The organism is Rhizobium sp. SL42, from assembly GCF_021729845.1.
In the GTDB taxonomy this organism is placed as follows: Bacteria; Pseudomonadota; Alphaproteobacteria; order Rhizobiales; family Rhizobiaceae; genus Allorhizobium.
On sequence record NZ_CP063397.1, the window covers coordinates 1,256,399 to 1,281,595 of the forward strand.

At 58.7% G+C, this 25,197-nt stretch carries 19 protein-coding genes and 1 tRNA gene; 15 read left to right on the forward strand and 5 right to left on the reverse strand.

The window, feature by feature from the left end; all coding sequences use genetic code 11:
* Nucleotides 1-117: 117 nt before the first annotated feature.
* From IM739_RS05880 to IM739_RS05915, 8 genes are all read left to right on the forward strand, one after another.
* Complete coding sequence (locus IM739_RS05880; RefSeq protein WP_237370266.1) at nucleotides 118-555, forward strand: DUF2948 family protein; 438 nt, start codon at nucleotides 118-120, stop codon at nucleotides 553-555.
* A 136-nt stretch (nucleotides 556-691) separates the two neighbouring features.
* Nucleotides 692-1,990 carry a histidinol dehydrogenase gene (hisD, locus tag IM739_RS05885; RefSeq protein WP_237370267.1) on the forward strand — a complete coding sequence of 433 codons (1,299 nt, stop codon included), beginning with the start codon at nucleotides 692-694 and terminating at the stop codon, nucleotides 1,988-1,990.
* A 3-nt stretch (nucleotides 1,991-1,993) separates the two neighbouring features.
* Nucleotides 1,994-2,467 (forward strand): UPF0262 family protein, encoded by a 474-nt coding sequence (locus IM739_RS05890; RefSeq protein ID WP_237370268.1) that lies wholly within the window; start codon nucleotides 1,994-1,996, stop codon nucleotides 2,465-2,467.
* A 4-nt stretch (nucleotides 2,468-2,471) separates the two neighbouring features.
* Nucleotides 2,472-2,972 carry an arsenate-mycothiol transferase ArsC gene (locus IM739_RS05895; RefSeq protein WP_237370269.1) on the forward strand — a complete coding sequence of 167 codons (501 nt, stop codon included), beginning with the start codon at nucleotides 2,472-2,474 and terminating at the stop codon, nucleotides 2,970-2,972.
* A 246-nt stretch (nucleotides 2,973-3,218) separates the two neighbouring features.
* Nucleotides 3,219-3,437 (forward strand): translation initiation factor IF-1, encoded by a 219-nt coding sequence (gene infA / locus IM739_RS05900; protein ID WP_004435948.1) that lies wholly within the window; start codon nucleotides 3,219-3,221, stop codon nucleotides 3,435-3,437.
* Nucleotides 3,438-3,463: 26 nt separating this feature from the next.
* The gene (locus IM739_RS05905) at nucleotides 3,464-4,084 is read left to right on the forward strand and encodes a Maf-like protein (protein WP_237370270.1); all 621 of its coding nucleotides are present in this window, start codon (nucleotides 3,464-3,466) and stop codon (nucleotides 4,082-4,084) included.
* A gap of 3 nt (nucleotides 4,085-4,087) precedes the next feature.
* The gene (yacG, locus tag IM739_RS05910; RefSeq protein WP_237370271.1) at nucleotides 4,088-4,300 is read left to right on the forward strand and encodes a DNA gyrase inhibitor YacG; all 213 of its coding nucleotides are present in this window, start codon (nucleotides 4,088-4,090) and stop codon (nucleotides 4,298-4,300) included.
* A 198-nt stretch (nucleotides 4,301-4,498) separates the two neighbouring features.
* Nucleotides 4,499-4,574 (forward strand) — tRNA-Phe (locus IM739_RS05915).
* A gap of 70 nt (nucleotides 4,575-4,644) precedes the next feature.
* Here IM739_RS05915 and IM739_RS05920 read toward each other — a convergent pair.
* Together IM739_RS05920 and IM739_RS05925 are read right to left on the reverse strand one after the other, a co-directional pair.
* Nucleotides 4,645-5,736: a tyrosine-type recombinase/integrase gene (locus IM739_RS05920; protein WP_237370272.1), complete on the reverse strand. Its 1,092-nt coding sequence runs from the start codon at nucleotides 5,734-5,736 to the stop codon at nucleotides 4,645-4,647.
* Nucleotides 5,733-5,969 (reverse strand): hypothetical protein, encoded by a 237-nt coding sequence (locus tag IM739_RS05925; protein ID WP_237370273.1) that lies wholly within the window; start codon nucleotides 5,967-5,969, stop codon nucleotides 5,733-5,735. Before IM739_RS05925 ends, IM739_RS05920 begins: the two co-directional genes overlap by 4 nt.
* Nucleotides 5,970-6,483: 514 nt before the next feature.
* Between IM739_RS05925 and IM739_RS05930 the strand changes: the two genes are divergently transcribed.
* The gene (locus tag IM739_RS05930; protein WP_237370274.1) at nucleotides 6,484-7,617 is read left to right on the forward strand and encodes an RHE_PE00001 family protein; all 1,134 of its coding nucleotides are present in this window, start codon (nucleotides 6,484-6,486) and stop codon (nucleotides 7,615-7,617) included.
* Between the two features lie 146 nt (nucleotides 7,618-7,763).
* Here IM739_RS05930 and IM739_RS05935 read toward each other — a convergent pair whose 3' ends face one another.
* A complete protein-coding gene (locus IM739_RS05935; RefSeq protein ID WP_237370275.1) occupies nucleotides 7,764-8,714 on the reverse strand; it encodes a PIN domain-containing protein in 951 nt (316 codons plus the stop codon).
* A gap of 138 nt (nucleotides 8,715-8,852) precedes the next feature.
* Between IM739_RS05935 and IM739_RS05940 the strand changes: the two genes are divergently transcribed.
* The 6 genes from IM739_RS05940 to IM739_RS05965 all read left to right on the forward strand — a co-directional run bounded on the left by IM739_RS05940 (nucleotide 8,853) and on the right by IM739_RS05965 (nucleotide 22,671).
* Nucleotides 8,853-9,914, forward strand: coding sequence for a dsDNA nuclease domain-containing protein (locus tag IM739_RS05940; RefSeq protein WP_237370276.1), 1,062 nt, complete (start codon nucleotides 8,853-8,855; stop codon nucleotides 9,912-9,914).
* Between the two features lie 51 nt (nucleotides 9,915-9,965).
* Nucleotides 9,966-11,654, forward strand: a complete 1,689-nt coding sequence (locus tag IM739_RS05945) for a hypothetical protein (RefSeq protein WP_237370277.1) — start codon at nucleotides 9,966-9,968, stop codon at nucleotides 11,652-11,654.
* 472 nt (nucleotides 11,655-12,126) lie between these two features.
* A complete protein-coding gene (locus IM739_RS05950; protein WP_237370987.1) occupies nucleotides 12,127-18,099 on the forward strand; it encodes a DUF3320 domain-containing protein in 5,973 nt (1,990 codons plus the stop codon).
* Nucleotides 18,100-18,113: 14 nt separating this feature from the next.
* Nucleotides 18,114-19,238, forward strand: coding sequence for a metallophosphoesterase family protein (locus tag IM739_RS05955; RefSeq protein WP_237370278.1), 1,125 nt, complete (start codon nucleotides 18,114-18,116; stop codon nucleotides 19,236-19,238).
* Nucleotides 19,235-21,859, forward strand: a complete 2,625-nt coding sequence (locus IM739_RS05960; RefSeq protein WP_237370279.1) for an AAA family ATPase — start codon at nucleotides 19,235-19,237, stop codon at nucleotides 21,857-21,859. The genes IM739_RS05955 and IM739_RS05960 overlap by 4 nt, the downstream gene beginning before the upstream one ends.
* Nucleotides 21,860-22,260: 401 nt before the next feature.
* Nucleotides 22,261-22,671 (forward strand): type II toxin-antitoxin system death-on-curing family toxin, encoded by a 411-nt coding sequence (locus IM739_RS05965; protein WP_237370280.1) that lies wholly within the window; start codon nucleotides 22,261-22,263, stop codon nucleotides 22,669-22,671.
* A 930-nt stretch (nucleotides 22,672-23,601) separates the two neighbouring features.
* Here IM739_RS05965 and IM739_RS05970 read toward each other — a convergent pair.
* On the reverse strand, nucleotides 23,602-24,528 hold the full coding sequence (locus IM739_RS05970) for a nucleotidyltransferase and HEPN domain-containing protein (protein ID WP_336886406.1): 927 nt from the start codon (nucleotides 24,526-24,528) through the stop codon (nucleotides 23,602-23,604).
* A gap of 199 nt (nucleotides 24,529-24,727) precedes the next feature.
* A complete protein-coding gene (locus IM739_RS05975; RefSeq protein ID WP_237370281.1) occupies nucleotides 24,728-25,027 on the reverse strand; it encodes a mobilization protein in 300 nt (99 codons plus the stop codon).
* Between the last annotated feature and the right edge of the window lie 170 nt (nucleotides 25,028-25,197).

A 25,197-nucleotide genomic window follows, 5' to 3' on the forward strand; every position in this document is an offset into this window, starting at 1 on the left:
GCCCGGTTGCCACTGGACAAGCGGCAACCTATGTCAAAAGGATGTGAGGCAGTCGCAGGATGGAACCGGCCGCAATGGCCCGCCGCCTGGGACTGCCGGTTGATACGGGCAGGGTACATGACGGATTTGAAGCTTCTGGCGCTTGATACGGATGATCTCTCGATCATTTCCGCCCATATGCAGGATGCGGTGTTCAAGGCGGGAGACCTGGCCTTTGCCCCGCGTCCGGGCCTGTTTTCCCTGACGGTCAATCGTTTCGTCTGGGAAAAGGCCGACCGCTCTGCCAAGAGCTATGAGCGCCACCGCGCGGTGCTCGGTTTCAAGCGGGTCTCGGCCGTGCGTTCGATCGGCTTTGACCGCAGCGGCGCCGACGAGGTCCTGTCGCTGCTGGCCATCCGCTTTGTCGCCAGGGGCGAGGGGCCCGATGGCGTCATCGAACTGGTTCTGTCGGGTTCCGGCATGATCGCGCTCGAGGTCGAGTGTATCGAGGCACAGCTGACCGATACCGGCGGCGCCTGGGGCACGGGGTCAAGACCGGACCACAAGGCCGACTGAAAAGGCAAGGTGGACTGAAAAAGGGCCGACTGAAAAAGACTGCCCGAACAAGGTTGCCAGAACAAGGCTGACCGAACGAGGCATCGACGGTGCGTGCCGGGAAACCGGTTGTGATGTGAGAAGGAAGAGTGGGGACGTGGCAATCTGGCTGGATCAGGCTTCGGGCGATTTCGAGACGCGCTTTGCCGCATTTCTGACGACCAAGCGGGAAGTCTCCGACGACGTCAATGACGTGGTGCGCACGATCATCGACGATGTGCGCGCCCGCGGGGATGCAGCGCTTGCCGAATATTCGCGCCGCTTCGACGGCATCGATTTCGCCGACGTGGCGATGCGCGTGACCGAAGCCGAGATCGCTGAGGCAACAGCCGGCGTAGCACCGGAACTGCTCGATGCCCTGAAGCTCGCCGCCGAGCGCATCGAGCGCCATCACGCCCGCCAGATGCCGAAGGACGATATCTACGAGGATGCGATCGGCGTCGGTCTCGGCTCGCGCTGGACCGCGATCGACGCCGTCGGCCTTTATGTGCCGGGCGGTACCGCAAGCTATCCGAGTTCGGTACTGATGAACGCGCTGCCGGCCAAGGTTGCCGGCGTGCCGCGTGTCGTCATGGTCGTGCCGGCCTCCGGCGGAATCATCAACCCGACCGTGCTGGCGGCAGCCCAGATCGCCGGCGTCACGGAGATATACAGGATCGGCGGCGCCCAGGCGGTGGCCGCTCTCGCTTACGGCACCGAGACGATCGCGCCGGTCGCCAAGATCGTCGGCCCGGGCAATGCCTATGTAGCCGCCGCCAAGCGCCAGGTCTTCGGCACGGTCGGCATCGACATGATCGCCGGACCCTCCGAAGTGCTGGTGATCGCCGACAGCGACAACAATCCCGACTGGCTGGCCGCCGATCTTCTCGCCCAGGCCGAACACGATCCCGGCGCCCAGTCGATCCTGATGACCGACGATGCGGATTTCGGCAGGGCGGTGGAGGCGGCCGTCGAGCGCCAGCTGAAATCGCTGAGCCGCGCCGAAACGGCAGCGGCGAGCTGGCGCGACTTCGGCGCGATCATCAAGGTCGAGAGCATCGCGGCCTCGGTTCCGCTCGCCAATCGCATCGCCGCGGAACATCTGGAACTGGCCGTGGCCGATGCCGAGCCGCTGATCAAGGCGATCCGCAATGCCGGTGCGATCTTTGTCGGACGCCATACGCCGGAAGTGATCGGCGACTATGTCGGCGGATCAAACCATGTCCTGCCGACGGCGCGGTCCGCCCGCTTCTCCTCGGGTCTTTCGGTGCTCGACTATGTCAAGCGCACGTCGATCCTGAGGCTCGGTGCCGAACAGCTCCGGCAACTGGCGCCGGCGGCGATCGCGCTGGCGAAATCGGAAGGCCTCGACGCGCATGCGCGGTCGGTGGCGATCCGCCTCAATCTCGAAGGGTGAGCCATGGCCGACGGCGTCTTCCGGCTCTGCGATGTCGTGCTGGACGAGACCATCGGCCGGTCGACCCCTGACGTCGAGCATGAGCGCGCGGTGGCGATCTTCGACCTGATCGAGGAGAATTCGTTCGAGCCCGCCGGCCATCCGGGCGGACCCTACAAGCTGTTGCTGTCGCTGGTCGACAGCAAGCTGGTCTTCTCGATCAAGACTGAGGCCGGCGCCGATGTTGCCACCCATATCCTGTCGCTCACGCCCTTCCGCCGGATCATCAAGGACTATTTCATGATCTGCGAAAGCTATTACGAGGCGATCCGTTCCTCGACGCCGTCGCAGATCGAGGCGATCGACATGGGCCGCCGCGGCATCCATAATGACGGCTCGCAGACGCTGATGGATCGGCTGTCCGGCAAGATCAGGATCGATTTCGACACTGCGCGGCGGCTGTTCACGCTGGTCTGCGTGCTCTACTGGCGCGGCTGACGTCATGGTGTCACACCAGCCGGACAAGACGGATCTGCCGGGTGATGACGATCACCACAGTCCGGACGCCCAAAAAGCGTCGGGCCTGCCGGGTTCCATCCTCTTTGTCTGCGGCATGAATGTCATTCGCTCGCCGATCGCCGAGGCGCTGGCGCGGGCGCTTCTGCCGTCCGGCATCTATATCGCGTCCGCCGGCGTCAAGCGCGGCGAGCGGGATGCCTTTGTCGATGCGGTGCTTGACGAAGAGGGGCTGAGCCTCGGTCGCCGCCAGCCGCAGACGCTGGAGGATCTCGAGGATGACTATTTCGATCTTGTCGTGACCCTGTCGCCGGAAGCTCATCACGCAGCCCTTGAGCTGACCCGCGCCAGCGCCGTCGAGGTGGTCTACTGGCCGACGCCGGACCCGACCGGAACGACGGGCACGCGCGCGCAGATCCTCGACGCCTACCGCGATGTGCGCGACCGGCTGAAACGCCATATCACGGACGGCTTTGTCAGCCCCTAGCGACCGTGGCGAGCCAAGTATCGAAAGCTGGGCAGGTCCGGATCCGGCCACGCCGTCACGCAAACGCAAAGCATGGCTTCCCTTTGCAGGCCGATCGCACTAAAAGCCCCTCAACGGCTGCGCGCGAAACAAATTCCGAAAGCCTGATCGACTAGGTTCACAAAGCCCCGGCGATTGTGTAGTTTCCGCGCACATTTTTAAGGGGGCTTGTGCCCCTAGTCTAAACTCAAGGAAGACAACCGCTCAATGGCTAAAGAAGAAGTCCTCGAATTTCCAGGCGTCGTCACGGAACTCCTGCCGAACGCAACGTTCCGGGTGAAGCTCGAAAACGAGCACGAGATCATCGCCCACACCGCCGGCCGCATGCGCAAGAACCGTATCCGCGTTCTCGCCGGCGACAAGGTGCTGGTGGAAATGACTCCCTACGACCTGACCAAGGGCCGTATCACCTACCGCTTCAAGTAAGGCGTGACGGTCGGTCGCGAGGGGCCATGGAACTGAGACAGAAGCTGATATTGGCCTCCGGGTCGCCGCGCCGCCTGGACCTGCTGAAGCAGGCCGGCATCGAGCCCGCGCGGCTGATGCCGATGGATCTCGACGAGACCCCGCAGAAATCCGAGCATCCGCGCTCGCTCGCCCGCAGGCTTGCCGCCGACAAGGCGAAAGCCGCCCATGAGGTGACAAGGCAGGATCTCGCCTGGAAGGACGGCTATGTTCTCGCGGCCGATACGGTCGTGGCCGTCGGACGGCGCATTCTGCCCAAGGCGGAATACATGGAAGAGGCGTCCTCCGCGCTGCATCTCCTGTCCGGCCGCAGTCACTGGGTGTTCACCGGCGTCTGCCTGATCGCACCCGACGGCAAGCTGCGCCAGAAGATCGTCGAGACCAAGGTCCGCTTCAAGCGGCTTTCCGGCTATGACATCGAATGTTATCTCGCCTCCGGCCAATGGCGCGGCAAGGCGGGTGCTTATGCGATCCAGGGCATTGCCGGCACCTTCGTGCAGAAACTCGTCGGCTCCTATACCAATGTCGTCGGCCTGCCGCTGTTCGAGACCATGCAGATGCTGGCCGGCGAGGGCTATGACGTGCATGCCGGCTGGACGGAGGGCTGATCCATGGGCGATGACCAGACCCCGCGCGTGGCCAAGGTCGAGCCGCTGCGCAAGGCGTTGCCATGCCCGGAATGCAAGCGCCCGTCGGTCCGGGAGCACTATCCGTTCTGCTCGGACCGCTGCCGCAATCTCGACCTGTCGCGCTGGCTGAAAGGCTCCTATGCCATTCCGGTGGTCGAGGACGAATCCAAGGCGGACGAGGACGACTACCGCTGATCGCGATCTCCACCGCCCGCGCCTTTGTTGCGATCCCCTTGTTTGAATTGAATTTTCTGCCTTTTTCACATCTTCTTCAAAAAAGTGCCGCAAGGCGCTGGACATGGCCGAACAAGATGTTATAACCCCGCTCGCTCCCGGGGAAATACCCCGGCGGTTTCGATCAGAAACCGGCAGGCTTTGTCAAAAAGCCGAGATGCCCGGATAGCTCAGTTGGTAGAGCAGCGGATTGAAAATCCGCGTGTCGGTGGTTCAAATCCGCCTCCGGGCACCATTCTAAGTCCTTGATGTGTCTATGTTTTTCGGACATTTCTCAACTCCTTGAATTATCGGGTTTGACACTTTCAGCCGCCCGGTTTGACAACTCTCGTTTTCCGTTTGTTCAGTTCTTCCCCGAAATCGGCAACGACCGAGGTCGCTTGCCGGGTCATGTCGGCGCGTCTTGAATAGTGCTTCGCCATCGCCTCCGTGGCGTGGCCGAGCACCAGCGCGATTGTACCGTGGTCTCTCCCCATCTCGGCCAGAATGGTCGCAACCGTGTGCCTTAGCCCCTTCAACGTCAGACCCGGTTGGACGGCGCCATCCGCTTCGAGCTTGCCCTTCAGCTTGATCCAGTTCGTACTGAAGCCGTGATAGGTCCAGGGTAGGCCACGGCTATTGGCGCAGAGCGTTACGGCGTCGTGTTGAGGGGCCGCTGCCATTGCCTCGGCGACCGGTTCGAACAGTGGCAGGTAGATTGGCCGTCCGGTCTTGTTGCGACGGGTGTCCAGCCCCGCATCCGAGATCGCCGACCGCGGTAGGCCAAGCGCATCCTGCGGATCGAGCGCGTAGAACATCATCAGCGCGATCGGTAGCTTCATGTGGGATGGAAGTGCCGCGAGCACCGTTTCGCGCTCAGCGTCCGTCCAGGGCCTGTTGGCGTCGGGCAGAGACTTTGGACGTCGGGACGGCTTTACCCGGGATGCCGGGTTGTCTTTGGTATAGCCATACTCGATACCCCAGTCGAAGATCACCGATAATACTGAGCGGACATAGTTCGCGAAACGGAACTTGCGCTGCTCAAGTGCCCTGTCGCGGATCTTGGCGATCAGCGGTGGATTGAACCGATCAAGTGGCGTGTCCTCGATTGCCTGGAGGTAATCGAAGCAGTTCTGGTAGTCGGCACGTGTTCGGGGCGCCAGTTCGGATCTGAAACGGACGCTATCCCGGTAGCGCGTGATCAGCATGCCGAGCGTGCCAGGCTTTGCCTGCTTCTCTGCCAGAAGCTCGTTGATCCTGTGGAGCTCCATGTCGAAGGACAAAGTGTAGGGTTCGAACTTTCGGCAGTCCACCTTGTGGCGAGATTTGCGGTGGTAGCATCGCCAGTTGCCGTCCTTGTCGCGGAAGATCTGCCAGCCCTTGTATTTGTTGGTGCGTCTTTCTCTCCCCGTCGTCATCCGAGTCGCCCCACGATTTCACTGTCGGGATCGGGATGACCCTGCTTCAGGTGATCAAGCCACTGGTCGAGGTCCCGGATGTCATAGCGCTCGTCGCCCTCGGCTAACGCAACGGGCCTTACAGAGCAGATCCGGTTGAAGCGCTTGAGCGGGATGCCGATGTAATCGGCGGCCTGCCGTATCGACATCATGCGGGGCTGGACGACTTTTATGTTCAACATGGCGTTCGTCATCTGGCAGTCTCCGATTCTACGTTTTGTTGTCCGGGTGGCGGACTGGGGGATAGACCGCCGGCTGGCATTCGTACTCAGCGTAGAAGGATCATTGATTTGACGCGCTGTGAACTAGCAAATTTGTCAGTAGGGTTTGATTGCCGACGATGCGGTGTCGCCCTGTTTTGCTTCGGTTTTCGTCGGATAAGGGCAAGTGTTTAGGATGATGGTGTATCACCTTGGTGGTGAGCGTCGCAGCTAAGCCTCGAGAGGTGTTTTCCGGCTTGGGTGAACATCTTCGGAATGACGTTCCAAATGGAAAGCGGCCACAATAGGGAAGCGAATCGATGTGTGTAATTTAAAAATTTTGAAATGAACTATAGATAGATTTCATATCTAAATATAAATAACATAATACATGAGTTGTGATAAGTGATAATTATCGGAGGTCATTTGATTCAGGCTAATTTATGCAATGTACAGAGCCGTAATGCGCATGTAGCTTTCGCTTAACGAAGCATTTACCATAATTTCAATGCCTTATGATCTCGCCAGATTGCCCATTCAGAGCCTGTTGCGGCCGATTTCCGAGGCCGCGGTCGCGCTTGCCCCTCTCGACGAGCGCATCGCCCGTTCCCCGGTCGGTGGCGGCTTTCTTGAGCGCTCCCACTTCCTTGAGGCACATGCCTCGCTCTGGGTTGATGGGGAACTCGTCCATCTCGAAGACCTCGTCCTGCACGACGCGCTTCGAGATATCAGGGCACCCACCCATGAACTCACCATCGCCCGCGACATCCTGAGAACCCGACGTCGCATCGCCGCCCATGCGCCCGCCTGGGCGCTCTCAAGTCCCGGCCTCGCCTCTCTGCGCGGGCGGGCGTGGCCTGCAGCATCATTGGGTGGAGACGGGGAGTGGGTGCTGGAAGAGAGTGTTGAGGTGAGCGACTATCCCCACGGGGAGGGGGAGGTGAGGGACCAGGCTGCGGATGGATTGGAGGATGCCTTTGCAGCAATCGATGCTGTTCTCGCCCGATCCGCGGCGGCCATCGAAGTGGCGAAGACGCCAGGTCGCGCCAAAAACGCTCCGGAAAAGGATCCCTTCGTCTACGATCTCGACTGGGATGAGGACGAGCGACTGGAGGAGTGGCAGGCCGTGATGGGACGTGCCCATGATTTGCCGCCAGTCCTGCAGGCAATCGTCGCCCTCGATGCCTGGAATGAGATAGCGGTCCTCCAGCATGCGCCCTGGCTCGGCCGGCTACTGGCCGCCTCCCTTCTGCGCGAGGGTGGCGTCACCACCGGCTCCCATCTTGCGGCGATCAATCTCGGTCTCAAAGCCATCCCCGTCGATCGGCGCCGGCATCGTGATCGCGAAACGCGGTTGCTGGCGATATCAAGGGCGCTGGTTATTGCCGCCGAGACGGGGCTGGAGGAGCATGACCGGTTGGTGCTGGCGCGGCAGATGATGATGCGCAAACTGGAGGGACGGCGGACGTCGTCCAGGCTGCCTGAGCTCGTCGACCTCGTTATGGCGAGGCCGCTGATCTCCGCCGGTATGGTGGCGAAGACGCTTGAGGTGACGCCGCAAGGCGCGCGGCGCATTGTTCAGGAGCTGGGGTTGAGGGAGATGACGGGCAGGGGAAGGTTTCGGGCATGGGGGGTGTTGTAAGCGCAATCATGAGATGCGTGAGCAAGTCCGGCTCCTCGCTTCCTCGACGCTATCGTATGGCCAGGCTTGTATGAGCGAAGTGGGCGATAGATAGGTGCCCTCGCGCCAACATATCTGCGTGATGGACTGATCGTCGAGATCCGGCGTTAGTCATCGTACGGCTCGCCCGTGTCGTACCTAGTGCCGCAGTGGCTGCAGGTTATCCAATAGCTCCATCCGCCGAATTTCGACGGATGCGCAGTGAGCCCCCGATCGCTATTCCGCTGGGAGCACATCAAGCAAGTCCAATCACCCTCCGCAGGAAAGAATGCCTGGTGGACGGCAACATACGCGTCGCGCGTCTCCATTTTCTGGAGGTCGATTAATTTCTCATCGGCTAGTTTGTTTGCCCCGATACCCGCGTTCTTCAACGACCTCATGGCTGCGGATAAATTATCGAACACATGGATCTTTTCGACTCCCCTTGCGACAAGCTCCTGTCGCAAGAAGGGATTGAGGTTGCGAACACCGTCGACAACGTGCGCGAGATCACTGTCCCTGGTCAGGATCCACACCTCTTTCTGGCTAGCGGCCCTGTCCAGAAACTGCTCCCAGGACACCTGGTCGCCGAGCGGGTCGCCCTTCTTGCCCGGCGGATTGCCGATCTCTCTTCTCAATCGCGCTGCCGCCAGCTGCTTCTCGGTCGGGGCTTCGGCTTTACTGAATAGGGGTGTCAGCATCTCAGAAACAAGGTCCGAGCTTTCACTAATCGCGGTCGCAAGTTCGGACGTCACCGTGTTCCATTGTTTCCTCGCGGACGCCGAAGTCTCCTCAAGCCGCTTAAGCTCGCTGTTAAGCTCGTGATACTGACGACGTTTAGCTAGGTGATCGGGAATCAATGGGGGCAGCTTCCACGAAATCTCCCCGACATTCTTCAAGAACACGGTGAGTTTGTTTCTCGCGACCTCGTCTGCGACCTGACGCGTGATAAGTATGTGGTCCGCCATCTCTACAAGAGGGAGCAGCAGTTCCGATGGCAGTCGTCCCTCCCGCAAACACCAGAAGCCCAGCAGAATGTTTGCATCGATAAAAATTGACGGCATCCAACCTCGTTGCATTTTTTCGTCCTTCTGCGACGAAGGATGCGACCTTAAGTATTGTGAATCACATCATACTAAACCTTTTCAATGTGAAAAGCCGGCAATAGAGTACACTCTAGAAACTTATGCTCGATACCTTTCGGGCTGGGAGGAGCTTTGACAGTCATCGACGATCTGTTGAACGTACCGGAGCGTGAGAACGGTGGACGCACGGCGTATGACAGGTTTGATTTTCAAACCGCCTGGGGTGTGTCGAAGGTCCTCGATCGCCACCTGGCTGGAGCGAATTATGCCGTGGGATTTGAATTCCATGACGATATCGTCGAGCTGAATGATGCCGACGTTCCTACGTCCGCGGTTTTCTATCAGATGAAGTCGCTGGATTCGGGTCATTGGACTTTATCGCGGATCCTTGACAGGCCAACCGCTGGTAAGACGAAGCAGACCCTAAAGTCGTCGATTGCGGGAAAGATGTTTGAGAACATCAAGCGCTTTGGAACCGTAGTTGCAAAGCTGGTGATGGTTAGTAACCAGCCCCTGATGGAAATAGGATCCAGGTACGAAGAAGTTCCCCTTTCGTCGATGGAAGCAGCCCAAGTCTCGAAGTTTGTAACAGCTCTTAAGCTTGAATGTCGCGGTTTCAAGCAGGACGACCATCTCGGCTTCTTTCACTACGAGCAGTGCCGGCTGAACCTTGGTAGCTACGAGGCGGCTGTCTTCGGACAGGTGGGGATTTTTCTCCATGATCGCTCGATACCGGTCAACCCGATTCCCTTCGCCCTCCATCTCGTGAACGAGGGCCGCAGGCGGTCCAAGAACATCGCGAAGGTCAAAACTTTTGAAGAGCTGAAACAGTCGAAGTTCATAACGCGCGAACAGGTTGAAGGTTGGCTCGCGGATCTGGAAACCGAAAACACCTATCGGCCCAGTTGGGAACGCGTGTCGCAGCAGCTCAATCTGCATCACAAGCGTGACGCGGAGCTCGGACGGGAGTGGCATTCATACATGGCGGAGAAGAAGCGACGATGGAGCGCTGCCACCCTTGAGATGGGCAGTGCGGTGAAGGTAATCGTTACTCCGATCATCAGCAACGCTACTACCCTCGAAGCAGGAATGGAAGAGGCAGCGCCTGCCGTCTCCCACATTGTCCGGAAGTGGAAACCCGCGGCGAGCGAAGACTTTGTCAGGGTCGCTGCACTTTACGAGTACCTGCGATGAAGCCGAGCGACAATTTCCTTCTCCTGGTTAGAAACCTCAGAAAAAAGAACGATGAAAAACTTGATATTCGAAAGTCTGGAGTTGCTATCGCTCACCGAAAAGAGGGCGAGGAAGGTAAAGTTTCATCCACGGCTAACGGTGATAACGGGAAAAAACCGCGTCGGTAAGTCGTCGCTCATAAAGTGTATCTACTGGACGCTCGGAGCCACCCCGGCGGTTGTCCATCCCAAATGGAAGGGTGTGAACGTCAAGGGGTTACTCACTTTCACGGTCGATGGCACGAGATACCAAGCGCTGCGGACGGGCAACAACGTTGCGATATTCGATTCCAGCGACAAACTGCTCCTCTCGACGACTTCCTTCACAAGCGAGCTTGGACCATTCATCGCCAAGCTCCTCGACTTTAAACTCGTTCTTTCCAATCGTCATGGCGAGCCCGAGACGCCTCCTCCAGCCTATGCCTTCCTACCGTTCTACGTGGATCAAGATGCTGGATGGCAGAAGCCTCTGGCATCGTTCGATCGGCTCACCCAGTATTCTCGCTTTCGACAGTCCGTCATCGAGTTCCACTCGGGCATCCGGCCGAATGAGCACTATGAGCTGGTCGCCAGGAAGAAGAAGCTCGAAATCGAAAAGGCTGTTATCGAGCAGGATCGAGCGGTCGTTTGCAAGGCACGCGACAAGCTCAAATTGCAGCCGGGGTTCTCAGGACTGGAACTCACAGCCGTCGAGCACGAGAAAGCAGTGAACGACCTCCTCGTCAGCATGCGGTCGCTGTTGGCAATCCGTCAGGCGCGTGCGGTTGAGTTGGCAGACGTTCTGGACCAGCGGTCCAATCTCGACCAGCAGATCGCGATGGTGCAGGCGTCGGCAGATGAGCTAGCGCTCGACGCCGCCTGGGCTGCCGAGCAGCAGGTCGATGAAATAATGTGCCCTACCTGTGGAGTAGTGCACGCCAACGACTTCCGGAACCGCTTTGCCATCCTCGCCGACCGCGAGGAGTGCTTCCAGTTCCTCGATGGCGCTCAGCAGAAACGACGGGATCTTGCCCGCAAGGTAACCGAGGTCCAGAAGCTGATCCGTGATGCCGATAGCACAATTTCCGAAATGCAGATGGCACTTGAGGAAAAGCGCGGAGAGCTGACGCTCGAAGACGTTATCGAGGCGCGTGGTCGCGCTGCTGCCTTCGCCGTCTTCGAGGATCAAGTCGCGGAACTCGAAGCACAGATTGGGGAGAAGGTCGCGGCAATCTCGGACGCCGAGGATGAGATCAAAAAACTCAACGACCCTGCGCGGCGCGAGCGGATCGACAACTATTATGCCGGGCTGATGGGAACTTATATGAGGAACCTCAACGTGCAGGACGCCGACAACGACGCAGTCACCAAAATAGCCGGCAACATGGTCGAGACCGGCAGCGAGCAGCCCCGGCTATTGCTGTCCTACGTCCTAGCGCTGGCCGACACCATCGAGAAGTTCACATCCTCATTCACTGCGCCGCTTGTGATCGACAGTCCCGTGCAGCAGGAACAGGACATGAGCAACGCTCCGGCAATCATCAAACAGGTAATTGCCGAGCGGCCGAACGGCGGGCAGACAATCATCGGCACCATATCGTTGCATGAAAACAAGCCCCAAAACGCCGACATCATCACTTTCAGCGACAACCGCTCAGTCCTACGCGCCTCGGATTACGATGCGGTCTACAGGAAATTCGCTCCACTAATGGTGCAGATGTAGCTCATTGCTGTGGCTTCAGTCTTTCGGCTCCGTTTTTGTTTGAACCGCGTGGGTTAGACCGAGCATGCGCAATATGCCTGAAGTGATCTAAAGAGTTTGCGGCAGATCACGTGCTCGATCGACCGCAGCGAAGTCACGCACATAAATAGGGGGTGCGCCGCAGTCGTCCTCGCGGACGAAGTCAAACGAATTTTCAAACTCTTAGTGGATCCAAGCAGCGGATCGCCGGTTCCATTCCCATCAACTGCAAATGATTGTGAAATAGCCGGGCAACCGGTTCGTCTTCTTTCACGGGGATACTGTTTGCCGCTTCTTTATTCGTTTGCTCCACGAGCGCGGACTGAAAGCGTTAGTGCACAGAACCCAAGTGCCGCAGTGGCGGGCAAAACTATTTAAAAAGTTATTCTGGTCCTGATATTAGTCTTCTTAAAGTTGAGAAACGTCGCTAATCTCCCGCTAGGGGGACATGACGATGCAGTTTTCAGAAATGAGTGGCACGGAGAACCAACAGGTCAGTAAGCCCGACAATCCTGCCATTGTTGCCGATATTGCCGCATGCTTCACCTATGCGTCCTACCAGAACGCAATCCCGGTCATCCGATCGATCTCGGTCGAGAACAATACGGACAGACACTTCGAGAACTGCCGTATCGAGCTGACGGCGGCGCCAGCTTTCCTGCGGCCGAAGTCATGGATCGTTGATCGCCTGGTGCCGGGGGATCGGCTTGTGCTCGCAGATCGAAAAGTGGAGTTCGATCCAGGATATCTTTCAGGACTAAATGAAGCAGAGCGCGGTGAGATCACTCTCCGCATGTCGTCTGGCGGACAAGCTCTGGACGAGCGGCGCCTTCCCGTCAGACTCCTAGCGCGTGACGAATGGGGAGGCGTTGCTGACATGGTGCAGTTGCTCCCGGCCTTTGTCATGCCCAACGATCCCGGTGTGGCCGCCGTTCTGCGAATGGCTGCGGAAAGGCTCAATGCTCATGGCCATTCAGGTGGACTGGATGGGTACCAGTCAAACAATCCCCAGCGCGCCTATATGCTGGCTGCGGCAGTCTACTCAGCGATTGCAGGGATCGGGTTGCACTATGCAGAGCCGCCTGCAAGCTTCGAGAATCGCGGCCAAAAGATCCGGCGTCCGAGCACGGTCGCTGAGGAGCGGCTCGCCACCTGCCTCGATACCACGCTTCTTTTCGCCGCCGGCTTGGAAGCCGCTGGGTTGAATCCCGTGATCTTGATGTTTGAGGAGCATGCTGCCGTTGGTGTGTGGCTTGCGAAGAGAACCTTCGCTCATGCCGTAGAACCGGACCAGATGGAGGTTCGCAAGGCATTGTCATCGCGCGAGTTGATCGTCTTTGAAACGACCGGCGTGACACATCGGCCTGCCATGACCTTCGAAAGCGCGCTTCGAGCACTGGACGGCCGGCTTGGAGTGGACGAGGCCCATGCTTTTGTGGCCGCTATTGATGTCAGGCGATCGCGTAGCGGCGGTATCATGCCGCTTGCCTCACATGAGCCTATCCGCCGCAATGTTCAGGAGGATGACTCGGCCCTTGTGGCCGACTTGCCGCTTCCCTCCGCCCCCAGTTTTGCTGAGATGCCTGCTGAAACCGTTGAGGTAAAACCAACCAACGCTGCCGGTCGCATCGATAGATGGCAGAAAAAACTGCTCGATCTGACGCTTCGCAATCGACTTCTCAATTTCCCGGATTCGAAGAAAACGATCCCATTTCTCTGCACGGACGTGGCCTATCTCGAAGATCGGCTGGCGAACGGCGCAGCAATACGCATCATATCCTTGCCTGAGCAGAACCCGCTCGGTGAACGGGATGCAGCACTTTATCGGGATGTCCATGGCCGGGATCTCCAACGTGGCTTCGCGGCGGAAGCATTGCTTCGGGACGAGTTGCCCTCAACACTCGACGCGCGCCAGCTCGAAGCTCGGTTGATCGATCTCTACCGGCAGGTTCGCAACGATTATGCTGAGGGTGGCGCCAACACTCTTTTTCTGGCGGTCGGATTCCTCAGGTGGAAGAAGAAGCCGGAAGACGAGCGCAGCTATCGTGCGCCGCTTCTACTTGTCCCCGTCAAACTTGAGCGCCGCAGCGCCAGTTCACGCTTCACCATCCGCTTCCATGAAGATGAGCCGCGTTTCAATGCGACTCTTCTTCAGTTTCTGGAACGGGATTTTGACCTGTCCCTCCCGCAATTCAACGGCGACCTGCCGCTCGACGACAATGGGATAGACGTGCCGCGCGTCCTCGCATTGATGCGCCAGGCAATCCGCGATGTTCCGGGGATGGAGGTTGTGGACGAAACGGCCCTGTCGACCTTCTCCTTCGCAAAATTCCTGATGTGGAAGGATCTCGTCGAACGCACCGACGCCTTGCGCGAGAACAGGGTCGTTCGGCACTTGATCGATACGCCTGAGCAGGCCTTTCATGAAGGAAGCGGAGAAACGACGTTCCGCGACGAGCGCGAGCTCGATCAGGCTTATGCGCCAGCGGACATCATCTGTCTTCTTCCATCAGACTCGTCGCAAACGGCGGCGAGCTTGGCCGCAGCCGAAGGGCGGGATTTTGTCATCGTTGGCCCGCCCGGCACGGGCAAGAGCCAGACGATCGCCAACATGATCGCCAACTGTCTTGCCGTTGGAAAGACGGTGCTGTTCGTCGCTGAAAAGACGGCCGCGCTCGATGTAGTTTATCGCCGCTTGCGAACACATGGTCTTGGAGATCATTGCGTCGAACTGCACTCGAACAAGGCAGATCGCCGCCATTTCCTTGGTCAGCTGAAAGCGGCCTGGGAACATGGTGGACGGAATGATGCGTCTGAATGGATCGCGATCAACGAGCGCCTTCGGTTGCGTCGCGACGAGCTGAATGCCTATGTCGGCGCACTACACAAACGCTACTCAAACGGATGGACGCCCTATCTGGCGTTAGGGATCGCCCTCAAGGCCGCGGAGGCACCGGCACCAGGCTTGTCATGGTTGGAACGTGACGCACATGACTCACAGACGTTACGCGAGCTCGAAGATCTCGCCAACGAACTCGGTCTCGTCTTCGGTTCGGTCGAACGTCAGCCGGCACTCGACCTCATCAATGTCAACGAATGGAGTTCCGGCTGGCAGGATGGCGTGATGGCGGCAGCACAGTCGCTGCTGAATGCGATTGAACTGTTGGTTGAGTCGGCGAATGGATTTGTCGCCCGCCTCGGCCTCAAACCTCAGGAGCGGCTGTCACGAATTGAGCTGCAGGCACTGTTAAGCTTGGCAGGGGTGCTGCAGAAATCGCGCGGCCATGACGTATCTATCGTTTTTGATCGGGATTTTCCCCGATGCGCGGAAGCGCTAGAAAGTCTCGCCAGCTCCATCAGTGCCTATCGCGAAGCAGAGCGCGAGGCTGCTGCTTCTTACAGTTCCTCCGCAGTCCGCGACCTCGAGGTTGACGTCCTGGATCGCCAGTGGCGTGAGGCCAGTGCTTCATTCTGGCCGAATGCGATGCTGGGCAAGCGCAAGGTTCAGAAGCTCCTACAGAGCTATGCTGAGCAGGGCTCCGTGGATCCGGAACGGGATCTTCCCCTTTTGCGGCGCATGAAGGATTGCCTTTCGGCGATCGATCAGAATCTCTTGAACGGCAAGCCTCTACCGGTCGATGGTCTGGCGACAGATGTTGGAGCCGTTGCGGCAGTGCTGGACATTGCGCGGGAGCTTCGTGCGATAATCCCGTTACCGGGCCGCGATCAGGACGAGACCCGGACGACGCTCCGCGCTCTTGCGCCGTGTCTTCGTGCGGTGGTTCAAGACGATGTGGTCCGGCATGCAGGCGACAGGTTGCTGGCGGCGGTCGACGGTATGAAGGAGGCGCAAAGGCGCTTCAGCACGATCGCCGGGCGCGACAGTCTTTTTGGGAAGGATGGTGCCGACCTCGCGACGTTGAGGGACAAACTCGATGCCCTTATCGGCGCAAGGCATCTGCTTCGTGATTGGTCAGCCTGGTGCCGGATCAGAAATCAGGCCGTGCAGGCGAATCTGTCATCGCTGGTCGAACAGCTCGAAACAGGCGCAATCCGACCTGATGAAACACGGGCTGCGTTTCGCCTGGGCTATGCCAGGTGGTGGCTTGCAAAGGTCCTCGACGCCGACCCGGTTTTGCGAAACTTTAGGCGTTTCCAGCACGAGAACGCGATCAGTGAATTTCGCGACATCGACGATCTCGTGCGCTCACACGCGACATCGCGCGTCATCAGTGCGATCGCCCACGGATTGCCGCCCGTGCAGAGCGTTCCACGTAATTCGGAGCTTGGGCTGCTGCGCTATCAGATGGAGTTGCAGCGACCGAGCCAGTCCATACGGGATATGATCAGCAAGATGCCGCAGAGCTTTTCCAAGCTCGCCCCCTGCATGCTGATGTCACCCTTATCGATTGCTCAGTATCTGCCACCGAACCAAGCGCTGTTCGATGTTGTGATCTTCGATGAGGCGTCGCAGATTACGACTTGGGACGCTGTGGGGGCCATCGCGCGGGCCCGCCAGACGATCATCGTCGGCGATCCAAAGCAGCTGCCGCCGACGAACTTCTTCGGACGCAACGAGGAAGAGGAAGACGTCGCTGATCACGAGAAAGACCTTGAGAGCATTCTCGACGAGGCGAAGGCTGCCGGCATCCCAACGCGCGATCTGCGATGGCACTACCGCAGCCGAAGCGAGTCCCTGATCGCCTTCTCCAATCATCATTACTATCAGAACCGGCTGGTGACTTTTCCGTCGCCGGTCGTCGAAGACCGTGCCGTGCACCTGCGGAAGGTCCCAACTGGTGTCTATGACCGGGGCAAGAGCCGCACCAATCGACCAGAAGCGGATGCTGTCGCAAGAGAAGCAGTTTCCCGAATGAAGGCATGGCTGAAGCTGCCCGAAACCGATCGCCCGACGTTGGGAGTGATTACCTTCAATGCGCAGCAGCAATCTCTGATTCTCGATCTTCTGGATGCCGCGCGCCGCGATGAGCCGGAACTCGAGTGGTTTTTTGCCGAAGAGCGGGTCGAGCCCACCATCGTCAAGAACCTGGAGAACGTTCAGGGCGATGAGCGTGACGTCATTCTTTTCTCGATCACCTTCTGGAAGGATACCGCAGGCAAGCTGACGATGGACTTCGGTGCGCTGAACCGCGATGGAGGCGAACGTCGCCTGAACGTCGCAGTCACACGTGCCCGGCAGGAACTTGTCGTGTTCTCGGGATTCACGGCCGACCAGATCGACCCGACACGCACCAAGGCACTGGCCGTGCATCACCTCAAGACTTTCCTCGACTATGCCGAGCGCGGTCCGATCGCCCTGCCGGCTGCCGATATCGGCTCCATCGGCGGTCTCGAGTCTCCTTTTGAAGAGGCCGTGGCAGCGCAACTGGAACGGCGCGGCTGGCGTATTGTGCCGCAGGTCGGCGTCTCCGGATTCCGGATTGATTTCGGCATCCGCCACCCAGACCTAGCTGGCACCTTCCTCGCTGGCATCGAATGCGACGGGGCGACCTATCACCGATCCGCCACCGCCAGAGACCGCGACAAGGTCCGTGAACAGGTGTTGAGAGGTCTCGGCTGGAACATCCTCCGCGTCTGGTCGACCGATTGGTGGTTCGATGCCACAGGCTGTGCCGAGCGGCTTCATGGCAGCCTGGAGGCCCTGTTGGAGGAGAGCCGGGCCCGTCGTACCGCAGAAACGGAAAGCGTTGTGATCCGCTGGGATATGGGACACGATGTTGAAGGGACGGAAGAAGATCGTATCGACGACGCTAGAACGTCCGTTGAGCCCATTGAGTTGCCGCCGGGCGCCTTCGAGACCGAACGCGTTTCTGCGGAGGCGCGGCCACTGTCCAGTAAGCCTCAAACTCCGGAAATGCCACCCACTCCCACCTTGGTCGGCGACAAAACTTCGAACGAGCGGGGATACACGGTCACCGATCTTTCCAGTTTCCGAGCCGAGCCAGATCAGTTTTTTGAATTTGGCTATCGCGATACCCTGCGCCGAATGATCGAGGCAGTCATCGAAACCGAAAGCCCGTTGCGCGCAGACATTCTTGCCCAGCGTATATCTCGTGCGCATGGCTGGTTGCGCACGGGCGGGCGGATCCGGGAGCGGATAGATCTCCACCTCCGCGGTTATGACACGACCAAGGAGTCGAGCGGCGAATTCATATGGAAGGCGGGCACAGTTTCAAAAATCATGCCCTATCGGCAGCCGACCAGCGAGGAAGCGCGCAGGTCGATCGCAGATATACCGATTGCGGAACTCGCCTCCGTCGTCTCCGACAATCCAGATCTGCTGGATCAGCCAGATCCGGCGCGTGATCTGGCTCGGTTGCTTGGTGTCGAGCGCCTCGCCGCCGTTTCCCGCGCAAGGCTGGACGAAGCAATTGCAGTGGCGCGGTCGCATGCGTCAATCATCTAAACACCTGAGTAGTCATGTTTCGATTCATCCATTCTAGCGATCTTCATCTTGGAAAGCGTTTCGGCAACTTCGAGGGTGACTTGCCCAGCCGCTTGCGCGAAGCAAGACACCACGCGATCACCTGGCTGGCTGCACACGCCCGCGAGCAAAACGCGACAACGGTGCTGCTCGCAGGAGACACCTTCGATACCGAGACGCCTGCAGCGCAGGTGCGACGGCAGGCTTTCGCTGAGATGGCGCATGATCCCGCGATCAAGTGGGTAATCTTGCCGGGCAATCATGATTCCCTGCAGGCTTCGCAACTCTGGACGACGCTAAAGGCAGAAGCACCTGAAAACGTCGTACTCGCGGTCGAGCCCCAGCCGATCGAATTGGAAGGCGGTGTTGTCCTGTTGCCCGCACCATGCACCACCCGTCGCCCCGGCCGAGACCTGACGGAATGGATGGATGGTCATGCCACACCCGATGGAACGCTACGGATTGGACTGGCTCATGGAGCCATTCGCAGCTTTTCAGAAGAGGGGGGCGCGTCCGAGGTCATTGCACCAGACAGAGCAAGACGCGCAGGGCTTGACTATCTCGCGCTCGGCGATTGGCATGGCATGGTCAGTGTGGACCAGCGAACCCATTATTGCGGGACCCCTGAGCCTGACCGTTTCAAGCATGGCGCACCGGGTACGGCTCTTCTGGTCACGATTGCCGGCTGGTCGAGCATCCCAAATGTTCAGGCGTTGCCTACCGCCACGTTCGCCTGGCGTAACCTCGATCTTCATTTACTTGACGGCGACGCCCCAGAGGCTGCTCTCGATACCCTGCTCCCGGCTCTAAGAGAACGGAGGAACTCGCTGCTCCGGGTGGTGGCATCAGGGCACACTCGTCTTGCGGCGCGTGCTGAGCTCGTCGCCGCCGTTGAAAAGGCAGCTCCGGATTTCGCTTTTCTGGAGCTGGATCAGGATGGGTTGATCACAGAATGCGAGCTGGAAGACCTTGACCAGATCGATCGCGGCGGCGCTCTGCGTGAAGCTGCCAATGCGCTGCTTGCCGAGTCTGTAGAGGAACGTCGACCAATATCTGAGCGCGAGATCGCGCGGGCGGCCTTGATGCGCCTCTATTCCTATACACAGGCGATTTCGCCATGAAGATCTCCGCCCTTCGCCTTTTCAACGTCAAACGGTTTGCCGGTCGCGGCGTTGCCATCGAAGGCATTGGAGATGGCGTGAACGTGCTTTGCGCCGCCAATGAGTTCGGCAAATCGACGAGTTTTGAAGCCCTGCATGCACTCTTCTTCCAACCCCATTCCGGCACCCCGGGCGATGTTCAGAGACTGCGCCCATATAGTGGTGGGAACCCGTTGGTCGAAGCTGATATCACGACCGGCGAGGGCAGCTTCCGAATTACCAAGCAGTATTACGGTGGGCGGTCGGCCCGAGTGGTCGACCTCGGAACCGGCCGTCTAGTCGCTCAGGCGGATGAGGCAGAAAACTTCATCAATACCCTGATCAGCGGAGGGACGTCCGGGCCTGCGGGTCTCCTGTGGGTCCGCCAAGGCATCACGGGCATCGAGAAACGAAGCCGGACCGAGGAGGAGGGGGAAAAACAGGTTCGTCAAAGCCTGCTCGAATCCGTCCAGGGCGAGGTGGAAGCCGTAACTGGCGGGCGTCGGATGGCCGAGATCATTGCGGCCGTGAAAGAAGCCCTGTCAGACATGGTCACGGCGACCGGCAGACCGAAGGCTGGTGGTCGCTATGCAGCTGCAATCGAGGAACGGGATCGGCTTGCCGCCGATGAGGCGCGGCTGGCAGCAGAGGTGACCCGATTGCGCCAAGCGCTGGATCAACGCGCGAACGCAGCAGCGCGACTTACAGAACTCGACAGTCCTGCGGAAAGAGAACAGCGAAGGACGGCCATTCAGGCAGCCCAGAGCAGGTTTGATGCCGCCAAGGCGCAGAACGAAAAGCTGAAAACGGCAGAAGCGGAACTGAAGCTTGTCCGCGAAAGGCGAAACGCAGCAGAGCGGGAATTCAAGGCGTTCAATGAAGCTCGGGAAAAGGCAGCCCTTCTCCAGGGCAGTCTATCTTCTGCAGAGAGCAAGAGAGCCGAAGCGATCAAGCGGCGTCGAGAAGCGACTGATGCGATCGAAAAGGCACGTGAGAACGTGGATCTCGCGGAGGCTGAGGAGCAGGAGGTCCGCGAGCGGCTAACCCACTTCGAGGCGGCAACAAAGGCACGTGAGGCGTTCGAGCGCCTGGCTGACATGAAGCAGCGATTGACCGAGGCGGAGAAGGTCCGTCAGAACATTGAAGAGGGTGAGGCTCAATACGCACTCCTTCAAATCCCGACAAAGTCCATCGAAGAGCTGCAGGCATGCGAAGTCGAAATCGCCAAGTTGCGTGCTATCGATGAGGCAGCTCGCCCATCAGTCTCAATCCATTACGAGGTCGATGCGGCGGGAACGGTGACGCTCGACGGCAAGATTTTGGCAGATGGGGAAGACCGAACCTACGACGGACAAGCTCGTCTTGACGTCGCAGGAATTGGGACAATCACCCTGCGTTCGAACCGTCCCGGCCGGAACGATAATCAACTAGCGCAGGCAGAAGCGGTACGAACCGCTCTTCTTGCCTCAATGGGCGTTGATAGCCTCTCTGCAGCGCGAGAGAGGCAAGCCAGGGCACAGCAGGCCGATGGTGACTTACGGCGGTTGAAAGACCGGCTCTCCTTCATTGCTCCAGAGGGCCTGGCGAAACTGAGAGAGGAAGTCGAAGCAGGTAACACCATCAGCCTTGAGGGGCTCGACTTGGATGAGGATCCGGCGTTGCTTCGGGCGGCACTGGCACAAGCCGAAGAACGCCGCAAGCTGGCACGCCTCGCCCTGCGTGAAGTCGAGCCAGACCAGTCTCGTGCCGATGACGCTTTCGTCGTCGCTGAAACAACGCTTGCGTCTCTGATTTCCGAGCAGGCGCAATTGGCAGCGATCCTCGGGCCGGAAGAAGCGCGTGCTCAGCGTGAGCGCTCGTTGTTGACCACGCTCACCGATCTGGATCAATCGGTTTCGGAGGCTGAGGCCCATGCCCTGCAACTGGGCAAAGATGCCGGCGATCTCGCGTCAATCGAGGCGGCACTGACGCGTGCTCGTTCGATCGAAGCTGCGGTCGACAAGGAGATTAATGCGCTGCGGGAGACCATGGCCGGACTGAACGCAGAGATCCGGGCACAATCCGAAGAGGCCGTGGAAGAGAAATGGCGGGAGACTTCGGAGGCACTCACTGCTGCGAACGCGCGGGTGGCTGCATATGACAAGGAGGTCGCTGTCCTCCAGCGTGTGACAACCGCGTTGGAAAATGCCAGGTCCGAGGCTCGTGAACTCTACCTCAAACCTGTCATGGCTGAGCTCGGACCGCTGCTTCGACTGCTCTTCGACGATGTTGCGATCACCTTCGACGACAAGACGCTTCTACCCCACACCATCCTGCGGAATGGGCAGGAAGAGGATGTCGATCGCCTTAGCGGTGGAATGCGGGAGCAGTTGTCCGTCCTGACGCGGCTGGCTTTTGCACGGCTTCTCGCACGTGATGGCCGGCCTGCACCTGTCATTCTCGATGATGCGCTGGTCTATTCGGACGACGACCGCATCGAGAAGATGTTCGACGCACTCCACAGGCAGTCTCGAGACCAGCAGATTATCGTGTTCTCCTGTCGCCAGCGGGCGTTTCAGAGGCTCGGAGGAAATGTACTGCAGATGAAGGATTGGCAGCCGTGATTCCAAAAAATGATTAAGCAACCGACGCGGCCTATTCCTCCCAGCCCAAGCACTTTTGGGTACCCACTCTGCGACCGCATTGCACCGTTACCCCAGTCGTCGATGTCATGAATGTGAATTCCTGGGAGCTGACATAGATACCAGGAGACACGTTCCGTTTACCGCTATGCTGGAACATGTCACCAGTGGCGACGTTTATTTGACGAGCCCGTCAATTCGCGCTATGGATTTGGTGTTATTAAATTCGATCGTAGGCTAGACCGGAAGGAGGTAAGCTGTGAGTGCATTGAAAGCAACCGCTACGACTACCCCGCGGAAAACCTTCGACGTGCGCCCGTCGCAGGTTCCTGTGAACTATGACGCCCTGATTTCTCAGGCTATTGAACGTTTCCCCACGGTGCATGCAATCCTTGCCAAGTGAACCGCTGTGGCTACCGACTGAAGTCGTCGTAAAGATCAACCTCATCCATACAGCAGCGCTTGGTGAAAATCACGCGCTGCTTTTTCCTGAGAAGTTGGAGGGCGCCATGATGCGCCCTCGCAACCTCTGGGACTATGAAGAGCCAGACGCCGTCAGCTTGGCGGTATCCTACATGCATGGCATAGCCTCAGCCCACGCATTCGAGCAAGGAAACAAGCGGACTGGCTTTGACGCCGGCTTTGCATTCCTCGGCGCGAACGGACTCACGATCCACCCGGAGGCAGACACCGAACTGATGGCGGTCTCCTTCATCGAATTGATCGAGCGAACCATAACGACCGCCGATTTCGAGGCCCACCTCTCTGAATATATCGTCCCTGTAGACATATAGTCCAGATCGCATCACTGAGTATCCATTGGGCCTTGACTTCAGCCAGAAGTAGTGTGGACTGCCAAATAGTATTGCTGTGGCATAAGCCCCCGTTGAGTGCACCCTGAAGGTACGCGCAGGCTTATTTTCTCAAACCAAAAAGGAAGAGCATTCATGGCACTTAAACCAGGACCAAAGCCGATAGCGAAATCCACAGGGAAACCGGATCAGCGCCGCCGTGATAACAAAACCACACCAGGGAATACACCGTCCCTCAAACCTAGCAAATCCAGCAAGCCCAACAAATAAGGCACATAAAAGAGGGCTCTCGCTGATTTGCACTTCTAGCCCGGTATCGATTGAACCTGCGCGAAATGCCGCGCGGAATGAGTCCCTGTCGGATGTGATCTTTCTCGAATTCCCCGCCGATACCGGTCAGTCTGCACACGGCCCCTTGCTGGACGTTCTAGCTAAATTAAATTCTTGATCTTCCTAGGTTATCCTCCGACATGCATCCGACGTAGTGGCGGGTCGGCGGTTCGAATCCGTTCAAGGCGGAGGCTTCGTAGCTTTACGTCTATTGCTGATGCTGATCCAAGCGAACGCACATGCATCAAGACAAAGCTCGCACGTCTACCTGGCGCGTTCCATGCGGAACGCCAAGCCCGGGTGAAGTCGGTCCCGCCTGACCCTTTCGGGTCGCTCCGCTCAGGCTCCTGCGGCTTCCCTTGTTCCGGCCCTGGCGTGACGAGAATTCCCGCTTTCGCGCCCTGCGGTCGCCGCGATGCTGAAAGCTCCGATATTCTTCATTGTCTGCCCCGGATCTCGCGCAAGCGCGGCTTTGATCCGGGGGGTGAAGAACGGTGGACTATCGAACACCGAAGGACGCAGAGATCGGGCCCATTATCTAGACTGTTAGAGGCCCGAGCACTTGCCACACACCGGCATCGTTCATTCAGCACTGCGAGCCAGCATCTGAAGCCTTTCGGCGCATACTTCTCTGACGAGATCGAGCAATACGGCCGTACGCTCGTGCAGCCAGACCAATGCCTCCTCGCTGATCTCGAAATGCTTGGAATAGCGTGCCTTCACATAGGCCTCGTTCAGCGTGTTGAACCATGCGCGTTCGCGGTGCTGGTCGCGTGGAAAAGCCTCCGTCAAACGCCGATCCTGGCTCTCAGCGAGCGAGCGGAGGAATTTGATGTTGTGAGAGGGCGGGCCGTAGTTGGTCAGGGCCAGCAGAACGCAGGCGTATGCCTGCTCTAGGGACTGATGGAGGCTGAAGGCGGCGTCTTTCCGCCATCTTTCGTCCATTTCGGACTTCTGCAACTGCAGCTGCGACGTTTCAAGCGCGCGCGTCGCGTTGAAGTACCGCTGCTCAAAATGCTCGTTCGCCACTTTCAACCGATCGACAGGATCGAGTGGCCTAGGCTCGTCCAGAGGTTCGTCGTCGAGCTCGTAGAGCACGATGCCTTCCTTGCGGATATCCGAGAAGAAGTACTGACCTTCCTTCAAATAGGTGTTCACCTCGCGCAGCGAATGGACGATGAAACTCACCGGCGTCTCGATCGCTCCGTCGCGGTTCAGCCGGTCAGCTGCCTTGTACCAGTAGTCGGCGAACTCGCAGAGCTTGCGATTGTTGACGATGACGAGAAGGTCGAAGTCGGAGCGGTAGCCCTTCATGGTGAACGGCTCGTCGACCCATCCGCCCTTGGCATAGGATCCGAACAGGATGATCTTGAGGATCCTGCCGCGTTTCTTGAATTCGGCCGATCCTTCTTTCAGCGCGTCCTCGAATTCCTCGTGCAGGATCTCCAGGACGCGGCCAAGCTCGCGTTGCTTGCGAAGCGGCATATGATCGAGAGAGGACTTCATCATGGGCGGGCAACGATCCGCAGGCTGGCTGCTATGAAGGGCTGTTGGTAATGGGGTCTATCAATTGCGTGACCGTATACCAAGGGTGGCGTGCGACCAACACCGGAACTGGATGATGTGTGTTGGTAAGGTTTCTCTCGGCCGCTCGCCATCGGTTCGGTGCTACTTTCCATTTCTTGCGCATGTCGCGCTGAAGCGATCTTCATTCCGGTTGCGCCTGACCACGATCCTCGCCCCGGGTTTGGGGCAAGAGAATATCGTCGAACAGGAGCTTGTCGCCATCGCGGGCCAGGAAGCCGGGAAGTTCCCTGCGCAGCCAGTGGAGCAAGCGGTGTGAGAAATCCTGGTCGTTGGAATTCTCAAGGTGATGCAAAACCAATGCGCCGAGGAGAATTTTACGCCTCGTGTCCTGGGCGCGTTCCTGTTTGCCGAGCCGCGCCTTCAATGCTTTCTTTCGTTCTTCCAGTTGCGCAATGCGTAGAGCGATCGATTTGCGATCCATTCCGCTTCCCTCATTTTCCTCTCCCGATTGTGCGAGCCAGACTACACAGCGTATCCGCACGCGGTACTGCCATTTCTGTTAGTTGAGATCGCCACTGGCTTGATCCCGAATGCAGGGAGCAAAGCGACAGAAATGAACAAAGGCGCACTTACGAGTAGCGGGGCTACTCA